Consider the following 17,149-nt stretch of genomic DNA (forward strand, 5'->3'; position numbering starts at 1 on the left):
ATGAAAAATGTTTTCTTACTTACTTTTTTAACCTTAACATTTGTTTTTTCCACGGAGGCCACAGCGCAGAAATTCAGTGGCCTAGATAAGAGTCCAGCTGACATAGCGTCTTATCCTACCAGCTACAGGGTTTCGGACAAATCCGTTAGGGTAATCTACAGTCGTCCACAATTAAAGGGAAGAAATCTTTCGGAACTAGCTCCCGATGGTAAAGTTTGGAGAACTGGTGCTAACGAAGCTGCCGAAATTACTTTTTACAAGGATGCGACAGTAGGGGGTAAAGCCGTTAAGGCCGGAACCTACTCGTTGTTTACCATTCCTGGAGCTGACGAATGGACCGTCATTCTAAATAGTAATCTGAACCAGTGGGGTGCCTATTCCTATGATAGCGCAGCTGATGTAGCCAGGGTTACTGCCAAGGCCAGCACAGATGGCGACTCTCTTGAAGCCTTCTCCATAGCTTTCGATGATAACGGAAATATGGTAATGGGCTGGGGCACCACTCGTGTTTCTTTGGCTATGAGCTTATAAGAGCTCTCAAAAAAAGAATTCAAAAAGCGGGCATAGCCCGCTTTTTTATTTGACCTGCTTGCCGTCCACAAAAACTTGCTCAGCTTTAATACTGGGAATACGGTTTGCCGGTATGGTCATTATATCGTCACTTAGGATAACAAAGTCGGCAACTTTACCCACTTCAATGCTTCCTTTTTCAGCTTCCTCAAAATTGGAATATGCAGCCCAAATGGTCATCCCCTTTAGTGTTTCTTCTCTTGACAGCGCGTCTTTCATTTGAAAACCACCTTCGGGGTATTCCTCTAAATCTTGACGGGCGACCGCTGCATAAAAAGTTAAGAATGGACTAACCCTTTCCACGGGAAAATCGGTTCCCAATGCCACAATACCTGCTTTGTCCAATAATTTTTTAAAAGCATATGCCCCTTCTACCCTATCTGGACCTAGCCTATCCTCTGCCCAATACATGTCGCTAGTGGCATGTGTTGGTTGCACAGACGGAATAATTCCCTTAGCGAAATAATCAAAATCGTCTTCAGAAACTACTTGTGCATGCTCTACCTTCCATCGACGGTCTTTCTTACCTGCAAGGGCTTTTTCATAGGCCCTTAGCACCACTACATTAGCAGAATCTCCGATGGCATGGGTATTCATTTGATATTCGGTCGCAGCAATCCGTTCCGCCAGGGACTCAATATCATGTACTGGAGTTATCATAGCGCCAAAATGACCATCATGGTCAGAATAAGGCTCCTTAAGCGCAGCTCCTCTTGACCCCAAAGCACCGTCTCCATAAACCTTTACAGATCGTACATTTAGTCGGTCCGTTTTAATTATCCCTTTATCCAAATAGTAATCCAAATTTTCAGCCGTATTGCTGATCATGGCATAAACTCGAATTGACAAATCACCGGTTTGCTGAAGGCTATCGATAAGTTCAATGGTAGATTTGTTCAAGCCTGCATCATTAACGGTTGTCAAACCATAATTAAAACACAATTGTTCGGCAGCTTTCAGGGCCTGAATCTGTGTAGATCTATTGGGTTTTGGGGCCACCTGATCAACAAGGGCCATCGGATTATCCACTAGAACTCCGGTTGGCCTACCTGATTTAGTAACAATCTCCCCTCCGTTAACTTCGGTTGTACCATCTATCCCCGCTAGCTCCAACGCTTTTTTGTTAACGAGGTATGCATGTCCATCAACCCTTTCCAAGGCTACCGGTGTGTCTGGGAACAATGAATCCAATTTATCTTTGGTCGGGAACGTTTTTGTCTCCCAATCGTTTTGATCCCAACCTCTACCGCGAATAAAATTTGTAGGATTTTCCTTTTGAAAAGCCACTACCTTCTCCAGAATTTCCTCAAAACTGGAGGTGCCCACCAAATCCACAACCTGTTGATTCAAGCCAAGCCCATAAAAGTGACAATGGGCATCAATGAGCCCTGGTACTATGGTCTTACCTTCTGCATCAAGTTGATTGGCAGCATTGAAATCCTGAAAGATTTTCTCCTTATCCCCAACCGCCAAGAATTTACCATCCTTTATCGCAATGGAATTGCCTTTTGAAAAATCGGCATCTACAGTATAGATTTTGGCATTGTATACAATTACATCAGCTTCTTGTTTCGTAGCACAAGAAAGCATTGATAATGCCAGCACCGTGGCAAAAAGGATGTTTTTCATTTTCTTGAAGGTTTCCTCCAAAAATAGAAAATGTATGGTTAAGCTAAAGAACAATGGAATGTTCATTGCCTTTATACAAAATAAAAGATTTTAGATGGTTTGACCTTCAAGCAAAGTTTTTACAGAAAGAGGTGATGTTTAATTATCTACATCGGTCATTACAAATTCAACCCTCCGATTAGCCATATGATCTTCGGCAATTTTACCATTCCCCAAGGGTCTTGTATCTCCTACTCCCTCCCAAACAATTCGATTGTCATCAATCCCCAGATTGGTCAGGTACAGTGCAACGGCCCTAGCGCGTAAGGAAGAGATAAACTTATTGTAGCCAGGTTGCCCTACATTATCCGAGTGCCCGGTAATCTTCATTTGCACTTCGGCATTTTCCTTTAGGTACTTAAATATTTTTTTGACACTTGCCACAGCCTCGGCATCCAATTCGTATCCTTTGGGCTCAAAAGGATTACGCTCTAGAACATAGATCTTGTCCTTTTCATAATTTATCCTGGGCTGTTCTTCCAGCACCAAATTGTCAACATAATAGTATGAAAAATCGCTTGACAGGACCGGTCCTTCTTGTCCGAGAAGTTCAGTGTTTACATTATTGTCAAAATTTCCTACGATGATATGGTTTTCAAAACCTTTGGCCTCGAACTCAGCTGTCAGTGTAACCCACTCATCCTTATTTGCCAAAGATTTGTTGGGTTTAAGCTTTACCTTGTGAAATGACAAGCCTTCTTCCAGGTCCATTCTCGAACCGGTTAACGCAGAACTGTTCGGGAATTTAATTTTTTTATTGACCAAGACAATCGATAAGTTTTTTAGGGCAAGGCTGGAAGCATCTGCCAAACTTACTTGCAAGGATATTTTGTAGGGGTGTTTTTCCCTCAAAGTTTTACTGGTGTTCAATTGAAGGTATTCCCTATAATCGTTTAACGCATAGAAGTACAGTCCCACATAAGCGGAACCATCCGTAGCCACTTGGGAACCCTTAAAGTTGGCGGGCACCCCAAAATCACTTGTGCCACATTGATTAAAGTAATCTCCAGAACTTGAAGATGGCAATGAAATCTCTTCGAGCAAAGCATCGAAACCGGTAATGTTGGTAGGGCAGGACTTATATTCCTCAAAACTGGGGTTAAGAACTAAATTTTGCCCATAACTTGACGCCCCCAGTGCAAAACCAAAAATAAGAGCAAAAAAAATACGAGTAACCTTATAAACCATAGTTGAATCTGTTTTTTTGGTTCTCGTACCGCTTATATAAACGTTGGTTTTTTCGCTGTATTGTCTAGAACGATCTTTTCTACCCCCTTATCGATCTTGGATATTACTACCATACTAACTTTCAGGAAAATACGTTACTATAGTCCAAATCTTACTATCATGCGCATAGTGACGTGCATATTGGTGTTATCTCTTGTGCCCTGTTTTGGCTTTGGCCAAAATAAGATTACAGGTAAAATTGTGGACCAGCTTGGGTTTCCCATCTACCGTGCTTCCGTTGCACTTAACACCACGGATATTATCACTTACACCGACTATGACGGGTCCTTTACCTTGACAAGCGACAAAGATTTTCATTGGAAAGTCAACATTTCCTCCAAAGGCTATAAGCCAGAATCCTATTTCGTACTAAGCGGAGGCAGCACAGGCGCAATAGTTTTGGAGTTTGACGCCGACATCAAGGAACTTTTGGATGCCAGTTCCGGTATTGATTGATTTCTCAATTAGGAAAGCTGGGACGACAGTAAACTACTCATCAACGAATTCGGTCATCACAAATTCCACTCTACGGTTTTTGCGCCTTGCTTTGTCATTAATTGCACTATCCAAAGGGATTTTGTTTCCATGCCCGGCAGAAGATATTCTATTTTTCTCAAGTCCTAGTTTTATAAGATAGCGGGCAACCGTATTGGCGCGCTGTGTAGATAGGACATCGTTGTATTCCTCCGAACCTAAATCATCAGTATGACCACTAATGGAAACTTTAAGTTTCGGGTTCTTTTTCAGATAGCTATATACATCTCTTAAACTCTGCTTGGCTTTGGGCTCCAATTCGAAACGGTCAAAATCAAAATTCACATGATTGAGCACATAGCTTTGGTTAGGTTGGTAATCAGGTCCTAAATACACCAAGGAAACATCGTCCAAGTAGTAATAGGAATAACCTTCTCCCGAAGTTGTTTTATTACCAAAATCCAGATAATGGGTTCCTCCGTTACTTTTGAAATTACCCAAAACCAGATTGGTCTCAAACCCTTTGGCTACAATATCCAGACTTACCCGCATCCATTCTTTCTTGTCATCATAAAATCCTGTAGCCGAAAATTGCTTGGCATGTGTGGTTTTGCTTCTTGCAGAGGCCAACACAGCATTGGACAGCTGTCTTTTGGTATGTATGGACAAAGGTTTTTGGGAAAATACAGCTCCCATATCCATGACCGCTCCATCCGATTTTTCCGAAAGACTGAGGCTAAGGCTCAATCTATACCTATGACCTTTTTTTAAGGTCTCCATCAATTCAACTTGAATATATTCCCTGTAGTCCTTGGGTGCAAAGAGATACAGTCCCGCATAGGCATTGCCCTCATAGGCTTCTTGTTTTCCCTTAAAGTTCATTGGGATTCCCAGTTTGGTCTTGCTGCACTCGTTGAAATAGTCCGTAGTGCCCAAGGTAGGGGCACTCCAATACTCTGTATCCCCGTTAAGATTGCTCATTTTGATAGGGCATTCCACAAAATCTTCAAAGCCTCCGTTATGGACTAGATTTTGGGCCATTCCCATGAAGCAGGACAGGGTCAAAGCCAGGCTGGTCAATATGTAAGAGAATCGTAATCGCATGATTTCGAATCCAATTGGGGCGCCCAGAACGCTGAAAATTTAGCACAGGACAGTCAAAGCATAACGATTTTCTTTAGACTTTATTGTGTTTTTCCTACAAAACTAGAAGTCGAACTTATAAGACACCCCCGCTAGAGCCTGAAATCCCTGCACTCTAAATTTGGCCCATCGCTGGTAGTCATTATTGGCAATATTGGAAGCCTTCACAAAAATGGAGAGTTGCTCGTTAAACCGGTATCCTGCATGCGCATTGGCATCAAAAAAACCATCTAATGTTACAATAGTTGCAGGAAACTCTGATGGGGTTGCATTTTCCAACGCCTGCGCAACTAAATCGTCCCGTTCTCCCACATAAAACAAGTTGGCCCCTAAGTACCATTGTTTGTTGATCTGATAATCCATGAACACGGATCCTTTAATGCTTGGTAAATTCCAAGCGGGATTGTCCGTTTCCGTATCGTAGTCATAAAATTCGGCATTTACTCCTAAGGTAAAATTGCGATTAACATCAATGTTGAGCTCTCCAAAAATGCCCAAAGTCTTCACATCGTCATAAAACACTTGAAACGAATTGCCATAGTAATAGCCTTTTTCATCTGTCCTAAACAAATTTTGAGGATTTAATAAGAACAACGGTTTTCTATTTTCGGCGGTGTACGAACCTTTTATATTGTATCCCACATTAGAGAGCAACTGCCCTTTCAACCCCACATAGCCCTCATATTGTTGATCTGTTGGCAGAATAGACAAGGTTGGTGAAACAAAGGGGTTGTCCTGAACAAATCCATAGTACGAATTCTGGTTCAGTTGTCCTTCTATTCCCCCATAAGCAATTACAGTTTCATCCACTAGCCTATACGAAGCGGTTACTGCCGGATAAATGTAAAAATTGCCATCACTGTTTTCCGTATCCATGCCATATACAAAATTGGCACCCAAATTTAGGGTAAGATCATCCCTTAGCACTAAAAGACTGGGGTTAATCCCAACCTGAAACTGGCCATAGTTGATTTCTTCATCATTGACCGTATTGTTTAGGGATGTGTTTTGGAAACTCCCTCCAACATAATCCAATTTTGTATTTATAGTTACCAATTCTTCCGTAATCGGCAACTCAATTGTCGGTGTAATTACGACCCGGTTCTCCCCGGAATCGGTAGCATCCCAAAATCGTCTAACCAAAATCTTGCCCTTCTTAAAAAATGAATCCTCAAGGCTCAAATGGGCCTGGGCCTGGGCATTGAAGTAATTCTGGGTCCCATCAATAGAGGCAACCGTGGCATCGTCAAAAGCCCCGTTTTCAATACCGTACCAATTATAAAGTTGATGTTGCAGTCCAATACTGGCGCCCCAATCCATATCGCGATCTTTTTTGGCATAGGACGCATCAAACTTGGTGTTATAGAAATCCGCATCCAGAGGTGTGGTTTCAATAGCTCCCCTTGAGGAATGATGGCTAAGGCCAAAATCCAACAAATTCTCTCCCCTGTTGAACTCCCGACTGGTGTACAGATCCACCATGGCGTTGTTGTAGTTCCCTAATCCTATTGAGGCATAGGAGTTGTAAAAGGTGGGTGGAGGGGTACGCTTTACCTTTGAGGCCTTTCCTTTGGCCGGTGTAAAAGTAGAGGCCACTGGCACTGAAAAAATGTTATAGTCGATTTTCTTCTTTTGAAGAACGATCGAATCGTTCAGGTCGGGTGCCGATTTAATCTTAAAGGCATCCGAAACGGTAGGTGAATAAGGTTTGACCACCGTTACCGTCTCGGTTCCTATATCATCGGTCTCCTGAGCCAGCAAGGCTCCCCAAAGGCTCAAAAATAAAATTGAAAATAGATATGTGTTCTTATTCATGTTTTCTCGCATTAATTGCCCGGCTCCACGGAAGAATTACTTTGTGCTTCCCTTGACTTGATTATGGCAAGCTCTCCCTTGGCCTCCGCAACAATCTCATCATATTCCGCGAAGTTGGAAATTACACTCTCCAAAATATAAGTGGCCTGAAAGGCATCTTGCAGCGCATAAAAGTTTTTTGCCATAATGATCAGTCCTTTACCTCCCCATTCCTTGTGTGCCGAATAATCCTTTGCCAATTTCTGCACCGAAGTATTTGAAGCTTCAAAATCTTGGTTTTGGTGTTTGAAGTAGGCATCATAATACCATGCCTCCGCAGCTAGCTTACCTGTTGCGATTTTTTTAACCTCCCCATAAGCGGTCTCTGCCAAACGCTCATCATTGGTGGCAATGGCAGACCGGGCAATCATGATTTGGGCATCACTTTTAATTCTGTTGTCCAATTTGGGAGCATTGAGCACTTTTTCGGCATAGGCAATGGTCATATCATAATTCTTCTGACCGTAATATCCTTTCATCAGGTTGGACTGCGCAAAGGTTCGGTTCTGGGCAATTTCCGCAGAAGATTCCAAACGTTCCAAATAAGGAATTGCACTTGGATAATCTTGTCGCCCAATATAAATTTCACATACCCGGGTCAATGCCTGCTCCGTGTATTCGCCGCTTCCGCTATCTGCCACGACCAAATAATTTTTCAACGCCTCGTCCTTTTGGTTCCTGGAAAAATATAATTGGGCCAACTTAAAGTTCACTTGAAGGGAGTGTATTCCGGATGGGAATTCTTTTAGATAGGCTTCATACCCCCGAAGGGCGGCATCGGTTTTTCCTTCCGAATTTTTCCGGTCCGCGGCTTCAAAGCTAGCGTTGTCCAATTCTGCATCCGTGACCTCAACAAAGTCCAGATTTCTTACCCAAGCGGCATATTCACTTACCCTTCCCTCATCCACATAAACCAATTTAGCAGTTGCCACAGCTTGTTTCGCCTCTTGTGTATTTGGATATTTACTTACCACCGACTTCAATTTTGTCAGTGCCCGATCATTTCTGTTGGCATTGTAATGGACCAACCCCTGTCTTAATAGAGCCCTTGGCGCAAATTTGCTCCTTCCAAATTCTTCCACCAAACGGTCATAGGTTTGCATACCTAAACTTTCATTGTCCGTTTTGATGTAGGAATTCCCCAGTTCGAAAAGGGCGTCATCCCTAAGTGATGATTTGGGGTAACGACTTAAGAATTGGTTCAACCCATCAATCTTTGCCTTGTTTTTTCCCAAAAATCCGTTGCACAACGTCTTCTGAAAAGCAGCATAATCCCTTTCTGGGCCATTTAATTTCGAAGCATCGTTATAGGCTGTTAGTGCAGATTGGTACTTGCTGGTTACAAAATAGCTGTCACCCAAGCGCACATAGCTATCCCCCAACCTTCCGTCTGCATCAACTCCTAAACTTGTGACATTTTTGAAATGGTTTATAGCACTTCCATAGGTTTTTAATTTAAAGTGGACATAGCCCAAATTGTAGTCCAAATGTTGATATTCGGGCAAATTCTTGGCAGCTGCCAGTCGTTTGAAACGACCAAAGTCATCCAGGGCCTCTTCAAATCGATTGAGACGATAGTTGCTTTCTCCCTTCCAATACAATGCTCTGGCCTCAAAATCGGTACTGCCCACATTCTTCAAGGATTTTAAAAAACGCTCCTCCGCGCCAGCGTAATCGCCTTCCATAAAAAGTTCCACGCCTCTATAAAATGCCACCTTTTGATAGGTTTCCTTACTGGCATATCCTTTGTTCTTTTCCAAAAGTTCCATGGCACCCTCAAAGTTTTTGGATGTGATATAGGAATCCACCAAAAGCTCCTGAATTTCCTGTTGGTGTTGATCTTTGGGATACTTCTCCAAATAGGAGGTCATGACTTCGGGAACAGGCTCATAGGCATTCCCTATTTCATAGCTCAGTCTTGCATAATTGAGCAAGGCATCTCTTTCAATTTCAGGGCTGAAATCCATTTGGGAAGCATTCCTAAAAGCGTTTAGGGCTTCCGGCTTTTTATTCAATTTGAGGTAACACTCGGCCAAATGGTAATATGCATTCTGGGAAACACTGTTGGTTCCACCAATGATTTTATTGAACTGCTGGATAGCCCCTTCAAAATCTCCTTGCTTATAATGGCTATATCCCATGAGGTAGTAATCCGTATTGCTGAGTTTCCCTCTTCTACCCCTGTATTTTTTAAGGTACGGAAGGGCTTCATCATATTGTTCCAGATTAAAATAGCTTTCCCCGATGACCTTGTTGAGTTCGGAAACCTCTTTCCGATCTGATTTGGGCAATTGTTTCTTGGCCATGGCGATGGCCTCTTCAAAATTGCCCAGTTTAAAATTTAGATCGGCTTGATAATAGGATAGTTTTTCATTGAGCAGTTCCGGGTCCGTGATTTGATCAAAACGGGCACTTGCCTCATCGTAATCGTCTTGCTCATAAGCTATATAGCCTAAGTAGTATTTGGCTTGTGAGCCATATTTAGGCGAGGTGCTCACCCTGCTCAAGTAGCGTTCAGCCTCCTTGGGCCTTCTTGAAGCATATAAGGCGTAACCGTTATTAAAATTGAAACGTTCCTTATCTGCATTGGACATCGCAGATTGATCCACTTTTTTATACCATTTAAGGGCATAAGGGTACTTTCCAGTCTCAAAATAGTAATCGGCCACATCCAAAAAAGCTGAATTTCGTTTGGTGGAAGTGGGATAACGATCCACAAAATCCTCCATGAGTCTGTCCGCTCCGCGTTGGTTCAATCGAATAGCGGCATTGGCGGCATAATAAGCACTATTGGCTTCGGTCTCCCCGTCCTCGGTGCTGGATTTTACATCTTCAAAAATAGCTTGGGCCGCTTGGTACTGCTGATTGTTATAGAGCGTTAAGGCCTCTTGGTACACCTTATCTTCGTGGGTGAAAATTTGACTTTCCTGAGCCGAAAGCACAAAAAAAGTTCCCAAGAATATGGGAAAATAAAGGAGATTTTTTCGATTCATAGTGTTCTACGCTGTTCTCGATTGACTGTTACCATAACGTGAAAATTTAAGCCAAAGTATATTTTAGGCCAAAGGTAGTTCGTAAAACCTTCATGCATATTAACTTTAAACATGGTAACTTTGACCTAAGTTGCTGTTGTCTTTTATTATCAAATCGTCAATAGGAATGTACCCATAACTTATAAACTTTTGCCATAAATGCCTGAAACCATCTTAAAATTGCAGGATGTTGCCGTTTTCCAAAACGAGAATCTCATTTTGAACGATATCACCTTGGAGGTAAAAAAAGGGGAATTTGTCTATGTCATTGGAAAAACCGGGAGTGGCAAAAGTAGTTTCATGAAGACCCTCTATGCCGATCTGCCCTTAAAACAAGGTTCAGGCTCTATTGTTGACTTCGACTTAAAAAAACTGGAGGAAAAGGAAATTCCATTTCTGCGAAGAAAATTGGGCATCGTTTTTCAGGATTTTAAACTGTTACCGGACCGGAACGTGAACAACAATCTACGCTTTGTTCTAAAGGCCACTGGATGGACCGATACCTCAAAAATGGATTCCAAAATTGAAGAGGTATTGGATAAAGTGGGCATGAAGACCAAAGGCTTTAAATTTCCGCATGAACTCTCAGGAGGGGAACAACAACGTATTGCGATAGCAAGGGCCTTATTGAACGACCCTGAACTTATCCTTGCCGATGAGCCTACAGGTAATCTAGATCCCCAAACCAGTGTTGAGGTGATGAAAGTGCTTCAGGACATCAATCAAAACGGACGGACAATCATCATGGCCACCCACGACTACGCGCTGATCTTAAAATATCCCCATAAAACCTTAAAATGTGATGGCAGCAAGGTATTTGAAGTCATACAAAAAGCGGTTTAAGTAAACCGATGTTTATTTTCCCCAAGACGCTATTCCCTCGCACAGGTACAGGATCCCGTTAACAACAATTTGACAACCAGATATCTTCAGGTTTTGATGGCCAAAACTTTTTTGTTTCTTTTGCAGCATTAAATTTTATCCCTTTTATGGAAATTCTTGGTATTGATATAGGTGGATCAGGTATTAAAGGTGCCTTGGTAAATGCAGAAACCGGCGAAATGGTAACGGAAAGACATCGCATTCCAACGCCCAGTTCGAGGAAACCAGGGGATATGGCCGAAGTGGTCAAGCAAATTGTAGATCATTTCAATTATGAAGGTCCTGTAGGTTGCGGTTTCCCCACAATTGTCAAGAATGGCGTATGTGCTTCACCTGGAAATTTGGATTCCAGTTGGCTGGGTGTAAATATTGATGAACTCTTTACACAAGCAACAGGTCACGAATTTACCGTGCTCAACGACGCTGATGCTGCGGGTTATGCTTCCATGAACTATGGAGTGGGCAAAGGCAGAAAAGGATTGGTCATCATGATCACGATTGGCACAGGTTTGGGAAGCGGGGCTTTCTATAACGGGATATTGTTGCCCAATTTTGAATTGGGGCAACTTCCATATAAAAAATATGACAAAATTGAACAATGGGCCGCAGCTTCGGCAAAAGAGCGCGAAAATCTGAGCTACGAGAAGTGGGGAAAGCGATTCAATAAATTCCTAAAATATGTGGAACTGATTACAGCTCCGGACCTCATCATTGTGGGTGGCGGCACCTCCAAAAAATGGAAGGAATTCAGTCACCTCATCACCATTGAAACGGAAGTTGTAAAGGCCGAATTAATGAACCATGCAGGCATTATCGGTCCTGCCGTGGCCTGCCTACGAGAGCAACACCACGGGCATTTAACCTAGTTTATTTTATTTCTTTTTCGGTCTACTTCTTTTAGAAATATCTTTCTAAGTCGAAGATGATTTGGCGTCACCTCAACGTATTCATCTTTCTGGATATACTCCAACGCTTCTTCCAAGGAAAACTTGATGGCCGGAACAATCTTTGCCTTGTCGTCAGCACCCGCGGAACGAACATTTGAAAGTTTTTTGGTCTTGGTCACATTGATGGTCATGTCATCTCCACGGGAGTTCTCGCCAATCACCTGTCCTTCATAAATATCTTCTCCTGGGTCAATAAAAAACTTACCTCGTTCCTGAAGTTTGTCTATGGAATATGGAATTGCCGTACCGTTTTCCATGGAAACTAATGAACCGTTGATACGTTGTGCAATATCTCCTTTGAGTGGTTGGTATTCCAAGAATCGGTGAGCCATAATGGCCTCTCCCGCTGTGGCTGTCAACAATTGGTTCCGTAAGCCTATTATTCCCCTAGAAGGAATTATAAATTCGCATAGCATTCGCGAACCCTTGGCCTCCATACTGGTCATTTCTCCTTTTCGGATTGATACCATTTCCACCGCTTTCCCGGAAACTTCTTCTGGTAAATCGATGGTCAAATGCTCTACCGGTTCGCATTTTACCCCATCTATCTCTTTAATAATTACCTGAGGCTGACCAATTTGTAGTTCATAGCCTTCGCGACGCATTGTCTCTATAAGTACCGACAAATGCAGTACACCTCTTCCGAACACCATAAACTTATCCGCACTATCGGTTTCTTCTACGCGAAGTGCCAAGTTTTTCTCCAATTCCTTTTCCAGTCTTTCCTTGATATGTCGGGAAGTCACGAATTTCCCATCCTTTCCAAAAAATGGACTGTCATTGATGGTGAACAACATGCTCATGGTGGGTTCATCGATAGCAATGGTCTTCAATTTTTCAGGATTTTCAAAATCGGCTACCGTATCGCCAATCTCAAAACCTTCAACCCCAACAATAGCACAAATATCCCCGGCAACCACTTCTTGCACCTTTTGACGTCCAAGACCCTCAAAAGTGAACAATTCCTTCACCTTGGTCTTGACAATATTTCCATCTCTTTTTACCAAAGAAATCTGTTGCCCCTCTCTTAAAGTTCCTCGTTGCAAGCGACCGATGGCTATTCGTCCCGTAAAAGAGGAAAAATCCAAGGAGGTAATCAACATTTGGGTAGAGCCTTGTTCTGGTTTAAACTCTGGAACATGGTCTATGACCATATCCAATAGTGGTTCTATAGTATCATTAGGCTTTTGCCAGTCCTCACTCATCCAATTATGCTTTGCCGAACCATAAACGGTCGGGAAGTCCAATTGCCACTCTTCGGCCCCAAGCTCAAACATCAGGTCGAACACTTTCTCGTGCACTTCTTCAGGGGTACAATTCTCCTTGTCCACCTTATTAATGACCACGCAAGGTTTCAATCCTAGATCAATGGCTTTTTGCAGTACAAATCGGGTCTGCGGCATTGGGCCTTCAAAGGCATCCACAAGCAGTAATACGCCATCGGCCATATTTAATACACGTTCCACCTCACCGCCAAAGTCGGCGTGACCGGGAGTGTCAATGATATTGATTTTGGTATCCTTGTAGACCACGGAAACGTTCTTGGAAACAATGGTGATTCCACGCTCCCGCTCCAAATCGTTATTGTCCAAAATAAGGTCGCCCTTGTTTTCATTTTCACGAAACAAGCGACAATGGTACATAATTTTATCCACCAAGGTGGTCTTCCCATGGTCAACGTGGGCAATGATGGCTATATTCTTAATCTTGGACATAAGCTGAATTTTAAGCCCGCAAAGATACTGCTATTTTTTACTTGTCCACCCTCGTATATGTTATTTTTATCTTATTGATTATGAGAAAGTTTGAGTCCATTTCTATTGCTCGGAGCCCATTGGGCTTTAAAACCAAAAACTAAATCCAACAGCGCGTTATCAAAGTCCTAACCAAAACACGGCAACTAACTTCCTATTCTGTTGTTTTCATCTTCCAATCCTGTTTTCCTTTTTCTAGCCTTTTTAATTTCATTTCTCCCAAAATCATAGGTAAAGCTAAAAGCTACTTGTCTGGAATCACTTCCTCCAGTTCCATCAATGAACAGTTCGCCAAATTGTGTGGTTCCCCTCCAGGGTATGGTATACAAAATATCATTGAATGCCAATCTCCCGGTGACCTTGTTGTCAAAAAACTTTTTCTGAAATGCTATGTTCAAAGAGCCTAAGGATGCTGTTTCATAGGTTCCGCCCCAAATGGAAGGAGAGCTGTACCAACCTGAGATTTCCATTTTAAAATCTTTGGAAATGGTAAAGGTATTTTGGGCGTAAAAACTGAGGGTTTCCTGCTTTACCGCCAAAAATTCTGGACTAGTGGGCTTGTAGTCACTGATGTAGGCATTCAAGCTGAAATACAGATTCCACCACTCGTAGATTTTCTTGGGGTACGAAATTCCCAAATTGATGATTTCCTGATCTGCTACATTCAAAGTGGTCAAAAAACTGGCGCTTTCCCCTTCAGCCACAGTAACTCGCGCAAAAAAGTCCGAGATGTAAGAGTAGCTCAAGGAAGTGGTCAACCGGTAGTTGAAGGTATGGGATAGTTTAATATTGTCCGTGTATTGCGGTTGAAGAAAAGGATTCCCCTTACCAAAGGACAATTCATTGAGTTTGTATTCAAAAGGATTGAGCAATTGATAATTTGGGCGTTGGATTCGTTTGCTATAAGTCAGGGCAAACTGGTTCTTTTGATTCAGCTGATAAGTCAATCCCCCTGATGGAAAAAAGTCTGTGTAGTTACGCTCCACCCTTTCATTTTCATTCTCCTGGGCGCTTTCCAGCTTTCCATCAGAAATGGTATTTTCCATCCGTAGACCAGCTTGCAGGTTCCATTTGCCCCATTTCCTGTTGTAGTTGACATAAGCCGCGTTAACGTTTTCCGAATATTCAAACTGATTGCTCCGGGTTGGGTCCAACACACTAACTCCTCCCTGTTGATTAAAAAAATCAAAGGTATTGTCCGTATTCACAAGGGCAATTTTAATCCCAGTACCTAGCTTTCCCTTTAAAAAATTCTGCTCGTAGTCCCCTTTTATGGTGGCGATACTGATATCTATAGGTGTTTTTTGGAGGGTGATACGCTCCGTAAGAACCTGGGATTCGTCCCCACTGAAATAGGTGTTGGGCTGAAAAGCATTCCTGTCGCTGTTGTACTTCCCAAAGTCCAAATCCACATTGACACTATGGCCCAAGGTGTCCACATACCTATAATTGAGATTGGTGTTGATGTTGTACGAGGTGTTGTCGGTTTGGTTCAGGGCCACCAGCACACTGTCCAGCTGCTGCACTTGAACAGGTCGGATGGGTGTTCTGGAATTGTCGGTAGTAAATCCGTTGTTGAAATTTCCGTTGAAAATGGCCCCCACGGTATGCTTGTCATTCACATAGTAATCATAACCCAATTTAAGGTTATTGCTGTTCCGGTCGTAGACACTGCTAGTCTCCGCATCAAACTGGGTACCGGATTGTGTTCGGAACAAATTGATGAATCTGGTGCTCTTGCCAAAACGGTTACTGTAGGTTCCGTAGAGATTCCCCTTTTTTCCCCTGTTGTTAAAATTTAGGCTGGAATTAAATCGAGCAAAATCCCCATTGGTCAGCCCGGAGGTATAGGTTCCATTGGTCCCAAGGCTTTTATCTTTCTTTAGTTTGATGTTGATAATACCCGCGTTTCCGGCCGCATCATATTTTGAAGAGGGTTGCGTGATAATTTCCACAGCTTCGATATCGGTGGCTTGAAGACTTTCCAGGTAATTGGACAAATCCTCGCCTTGAAGCACAGATAATTTTCCGTCTATAAAAATCTGCACTCCTGTCTTCCCTTCCAAAATAATGCCTCCGGTATTGTCCATAATGACCCCGGGGGCCTTTCTTAATAGCTCAAATGCACTGGTCCCAGTGGCATTTATGGTATTTTCGACATTAAATACCGTTTTGTCCGCCAACACTTGAACCATAGGTTTTTCGGCAACCACAGTAACCTCCTCCAGACTTTCCGCAGCATCGGCCATGGTAATAATACCCAAGTCCAATTTATCCTTTTCGTTGGTCAACTGGGTTTGAAAATCGGCATAGCCAATACTAGAAACGTTCAACAAAAACTCTTGGGGAAAGACTCCTTTGATCTCAAATGTTCCCTCTTCAGAAGTTATGGTTGCCTTGATCAGCGAATTGTCCAACACTGAAGTTAGGGTCACCGCAGCATAGGGTATTGATGCGCCTGTATTCGAGGTTACCGTACCCATAATGGTTTGCGCTTGTGTAACCGTAATGATTAACATAAAAAACAAAGTGGTTAGACTTTTCATAGTTGTCGATTTAAATTAGATACCCAAAAATTCCCATTTCGTTACAGGAGTAAAATTGGAATCCCACGAATTGACCCACTTCCAGTTTATTGGTCTTGACCATCCATGGGTCCATAGGACCATTCATAAGGTGGAGTGACTCCATCCCAAAAACGACAAAATTGGGGCGTTGACGTAGAGCATTTTTATGGAAGAACCCTTCTATTGTACACCACAATAAGAAGTTGATCTCTATTAAATGTGAGGACATTATCTAGGTCGAAGCCTACGGTGATTACTCCAAGATACATGCAGCATCCCAAGCATACCTCAGCAATTTTGGCATCTTGGATGTGGAGGAAAAATTGCATCCCAAACTGGTTCCGTGGGTACATCGCTCCTCCATGATCAATATGGAAAAAGTAAAAGAATTATGCTGTGATTCTTATCGGCCCACGCACCATCTTTTTTCGCTTATGATCCAACCAATACTCAGGTTTACTACGGGAAGGATGTCCCCTTTAAAAGGTCCAACATAATATCCTGCCCCAGCATCAAGTGAAAAGCTAAGACCAGAATTAAAACTCCTTTGAATACCATACACCAGTCCACCATATCCATGAACTCCATCTACCTGTCTTCCATCCACAACACGGGCGTCAGGAGAAAAAACAGCCACTGTCGGTGCTAGGTAATTTCCGGAATTTCCGTAGATATCCCTACCTCTTTGTTGTCTTCCATTAAAGTTGTGGTAGTATCTGTTCTGAATGGTTATGGCCGGAAAAAAATTGTAGTTTTCCAAGGGTTCTGAACTGGCAGGTTCCAGTGCTGCTTGCCACCCCACCCTAAAGTCTAGAGTGCTATTTACACCCAATGCCATTTCGTATTCCAACCCTGGATTAAAAAGGTTGATCTTAAGCTGGCGAACTTCGCAATTCTTTCCAAATTGTGCCTGCAGCATGCAAGTGAAACCCATCATGAGCCCAACAAAAATTCTCTTCATCGTAGGTTAATTTGGTAGTATTAGAACTATTCCTTTATCAAAATAGTATTTTTGCACAAAATCAAAGTGC

The 17,149-nt window shown here is 42.6% G+C and carries 12 protein-coding genes and 1 pseudogene; 5 read left to right on the forward strand and 8 right to left on the reverse strand.

From position 1 onward, the window contains the following. Positions 1-531, forward strand: coding sequence for a DUF2911 domain-containing protein (locus BUC10_RS13870; protein ID WP_073180735.1), 531 nt, complete (start codon positions 1-3; stop codon positions 529-531). Positions 532-576: 45 nt separating this feature from the next. Here the strand turns inward: BUC10_RS13870 and BUC10_RS13875 are convergent, their stop codons facing one another. Together BUC10_RS13875 and BUC10_RS13880 are read right to left on the reverse strand one after the other, a co-directional pair. Continuing rightward, complete coding sequence (locus BUC10_RS13875) at positions 577-2,199, reverse strand: amidohydrolase (protein WP_073181035.1); 1,623 nt, start codon at positions 2,197-2,199, stop codon at positions 577-579. Positions 2,200-2,337: 138 nt separating this feature from the next. After that, positions 2,338-3,426 (reverse strand): OmpA family protein, encoded by a 1,089-nt coding sequence (locus BUC10_RS13880; RefSeq protein ID WP_073180737.1) that lies wholly within the window; start codon positions 3,424-3,426, stop codon positions 2,338-2,340. A 159-nt stretch (positions 3,427-3,585) separates the two neighbouring features. On the opposite strand from BUC10_RS13880, the gene BUC10_RS13885 reads away from it, so the two are divergent. Beyond that, on the forward strand, positions 3,586-3,921 hold the full coding sequence (locus BUC10_RS13885) for a carboxypeptidase-like regulatory domain-containing protein (protein ID WP_131819085.1): 336 nt from the start codon (positions 3,586-3,588) through the stop codon (positions 3,919-3,921). Positions 3,922-3,954: 33 nt separating this feature from the next. On the opposite strand, the gene BUC10_RS13890 is transcribed toward BUC10_RS13885, so the two are convergent. The 3 genes from BUC10_RS13890 to BUC10_RS13900 all read right to left on the reverse strand — a co-directional run bounded on the left by BUC10_RS13890 (position 3,955) and on the right by BUC10_RS13900 (position 9,929). Beyond that, positions 3,955-5,043: an OmpA family protein gene (locus BUC10_RS13890; protein ID WP_084732656.1), complete on the reverse strand. Its 1,089-nt coding sequence runs from the start codon at positions 5,041-5,043 to the stop codon at positions 3,955-3,957. A gap of 102 nt (positions 5,044-5,145) precedes the next feature. Further along, positions 5,146-6,897, reverse strand: coding sequence for a TonB-dependent receptor (locus BUC10_RS13895; RefSeq protein WP_073181037.1), 1,752 nt, complete (start codon positions 6,895-6,897; stop codon positions 5,146-5,148). Positions 6,898-6,908: 11 nt separating this feature from the next. Next, complete coding sequence (locus BUC10_RS13900) at positions 6,909-9,929, reverse strand: tetratricopeptide repeat protein (RefSeq protein WP_073180744.1); 3,021 nt, start codon at positions 9,927-9,929, stop codon at positions 6,909-6,911. Between the two features lie 198 nt (positions 9,930-10,127). On the opposite strand from BUC10_RS13900, the gene BUC10_RS13905 reads away from it, so the two are divergent. Both BUC10_RS13905 and ppgK read left to right on the forward strand, forming a co-directional pair. Next, complete coding sequence (locus BUC10_RS13905) at positions 10,128-10,811, forward strand: cell division ATP-binding protein FtsE (RefSeq protein ID WP_073180746.1); 684 nt, start codon at positions 10,128-10,130, stop codon at positions 10,809-10,811. A 146-nt stretch (positions 10,812-10,957) separates the two neighbouring features. Next, entirely contained in the window at positions 10,958-11,716 is a 759-nt protein-coding gene (gene ppgK / locus BUC10_RS13910; protein ID WP_073180748.1) for a polyphosphate--glucose phosphotransferase, read from the forward strand. Here ppgK and typA read toward each other — a convergent pair. Next, positions 11,713-13,512 carry a translational GTPase TypA gene (typA, locus tag BUC10_RS13915; protein ID WP_073180750.1) on the reverse strand — a complete coding sequence of 600 codons (1,800 nt, stop codon included), beginning with the start codon at positions 13,510-13,512 and terminating at the stop codon, positions 11,713-11,715. The genes ppgK and typA overlap by 4 nt on opposite strands. Positions 13,513-13,697: 185 nt before the next feature. Next, the gene (locus BUC10_RS13920; RefSeq protein ID WP_073180752.1) at positions 13,698-16,097 is read right to left on the reverse strand and encodes a TonB-dependent receptor; all 2,400 of its coding nucleotides are present in this window, start codon (positions 16,095-16,097) and stop codon (positions 13,698-13,700) included. Positions 16,098-16,366: 269 nt separating this feature from the next. Between BUC10_RS13920 and BUC10_RS18070 the strand changes: the two are divergent. Then, a pseudogene (locus BUC10_RS18070) lies at positions 16,367-16,615 on the forward strand (LytTR family transcriptional regulator DNA-binding domain-containing protein); the annotation flags it as partial. Here the strand turns inward: BUC10_RS18070 and BUC10_RS17780 are convergent. Then, the gene (locus BUC10_RS17780) at positions 16,522-17,079 is read right to left on the reverse strand and encodes a DUF3575 domain-containing protein (RefSeq protein ID WP_131819086.1); all 558 of its coding nucleotides are present in this window, start codon (positions 17,077-17,079) and stop codon (positions 16,522-16,524) included. The pseudogene BUC10_RS18070 and the gene BUC10_RS17780 overlap by 94 nt on opposite strands. Positions 17,080-17,149 lie beyond the last annotated feature (70 nt).

Source organism: Flagellimonas flava (assembly GCF_900129665.1).
GTDB classification, from domain to species: Bacteria; Bacteroidota; Bacteroidia; order Flavobacteriales; family Flavobacteriaceae; genus Flagellimonas; species Flagellimonas flava.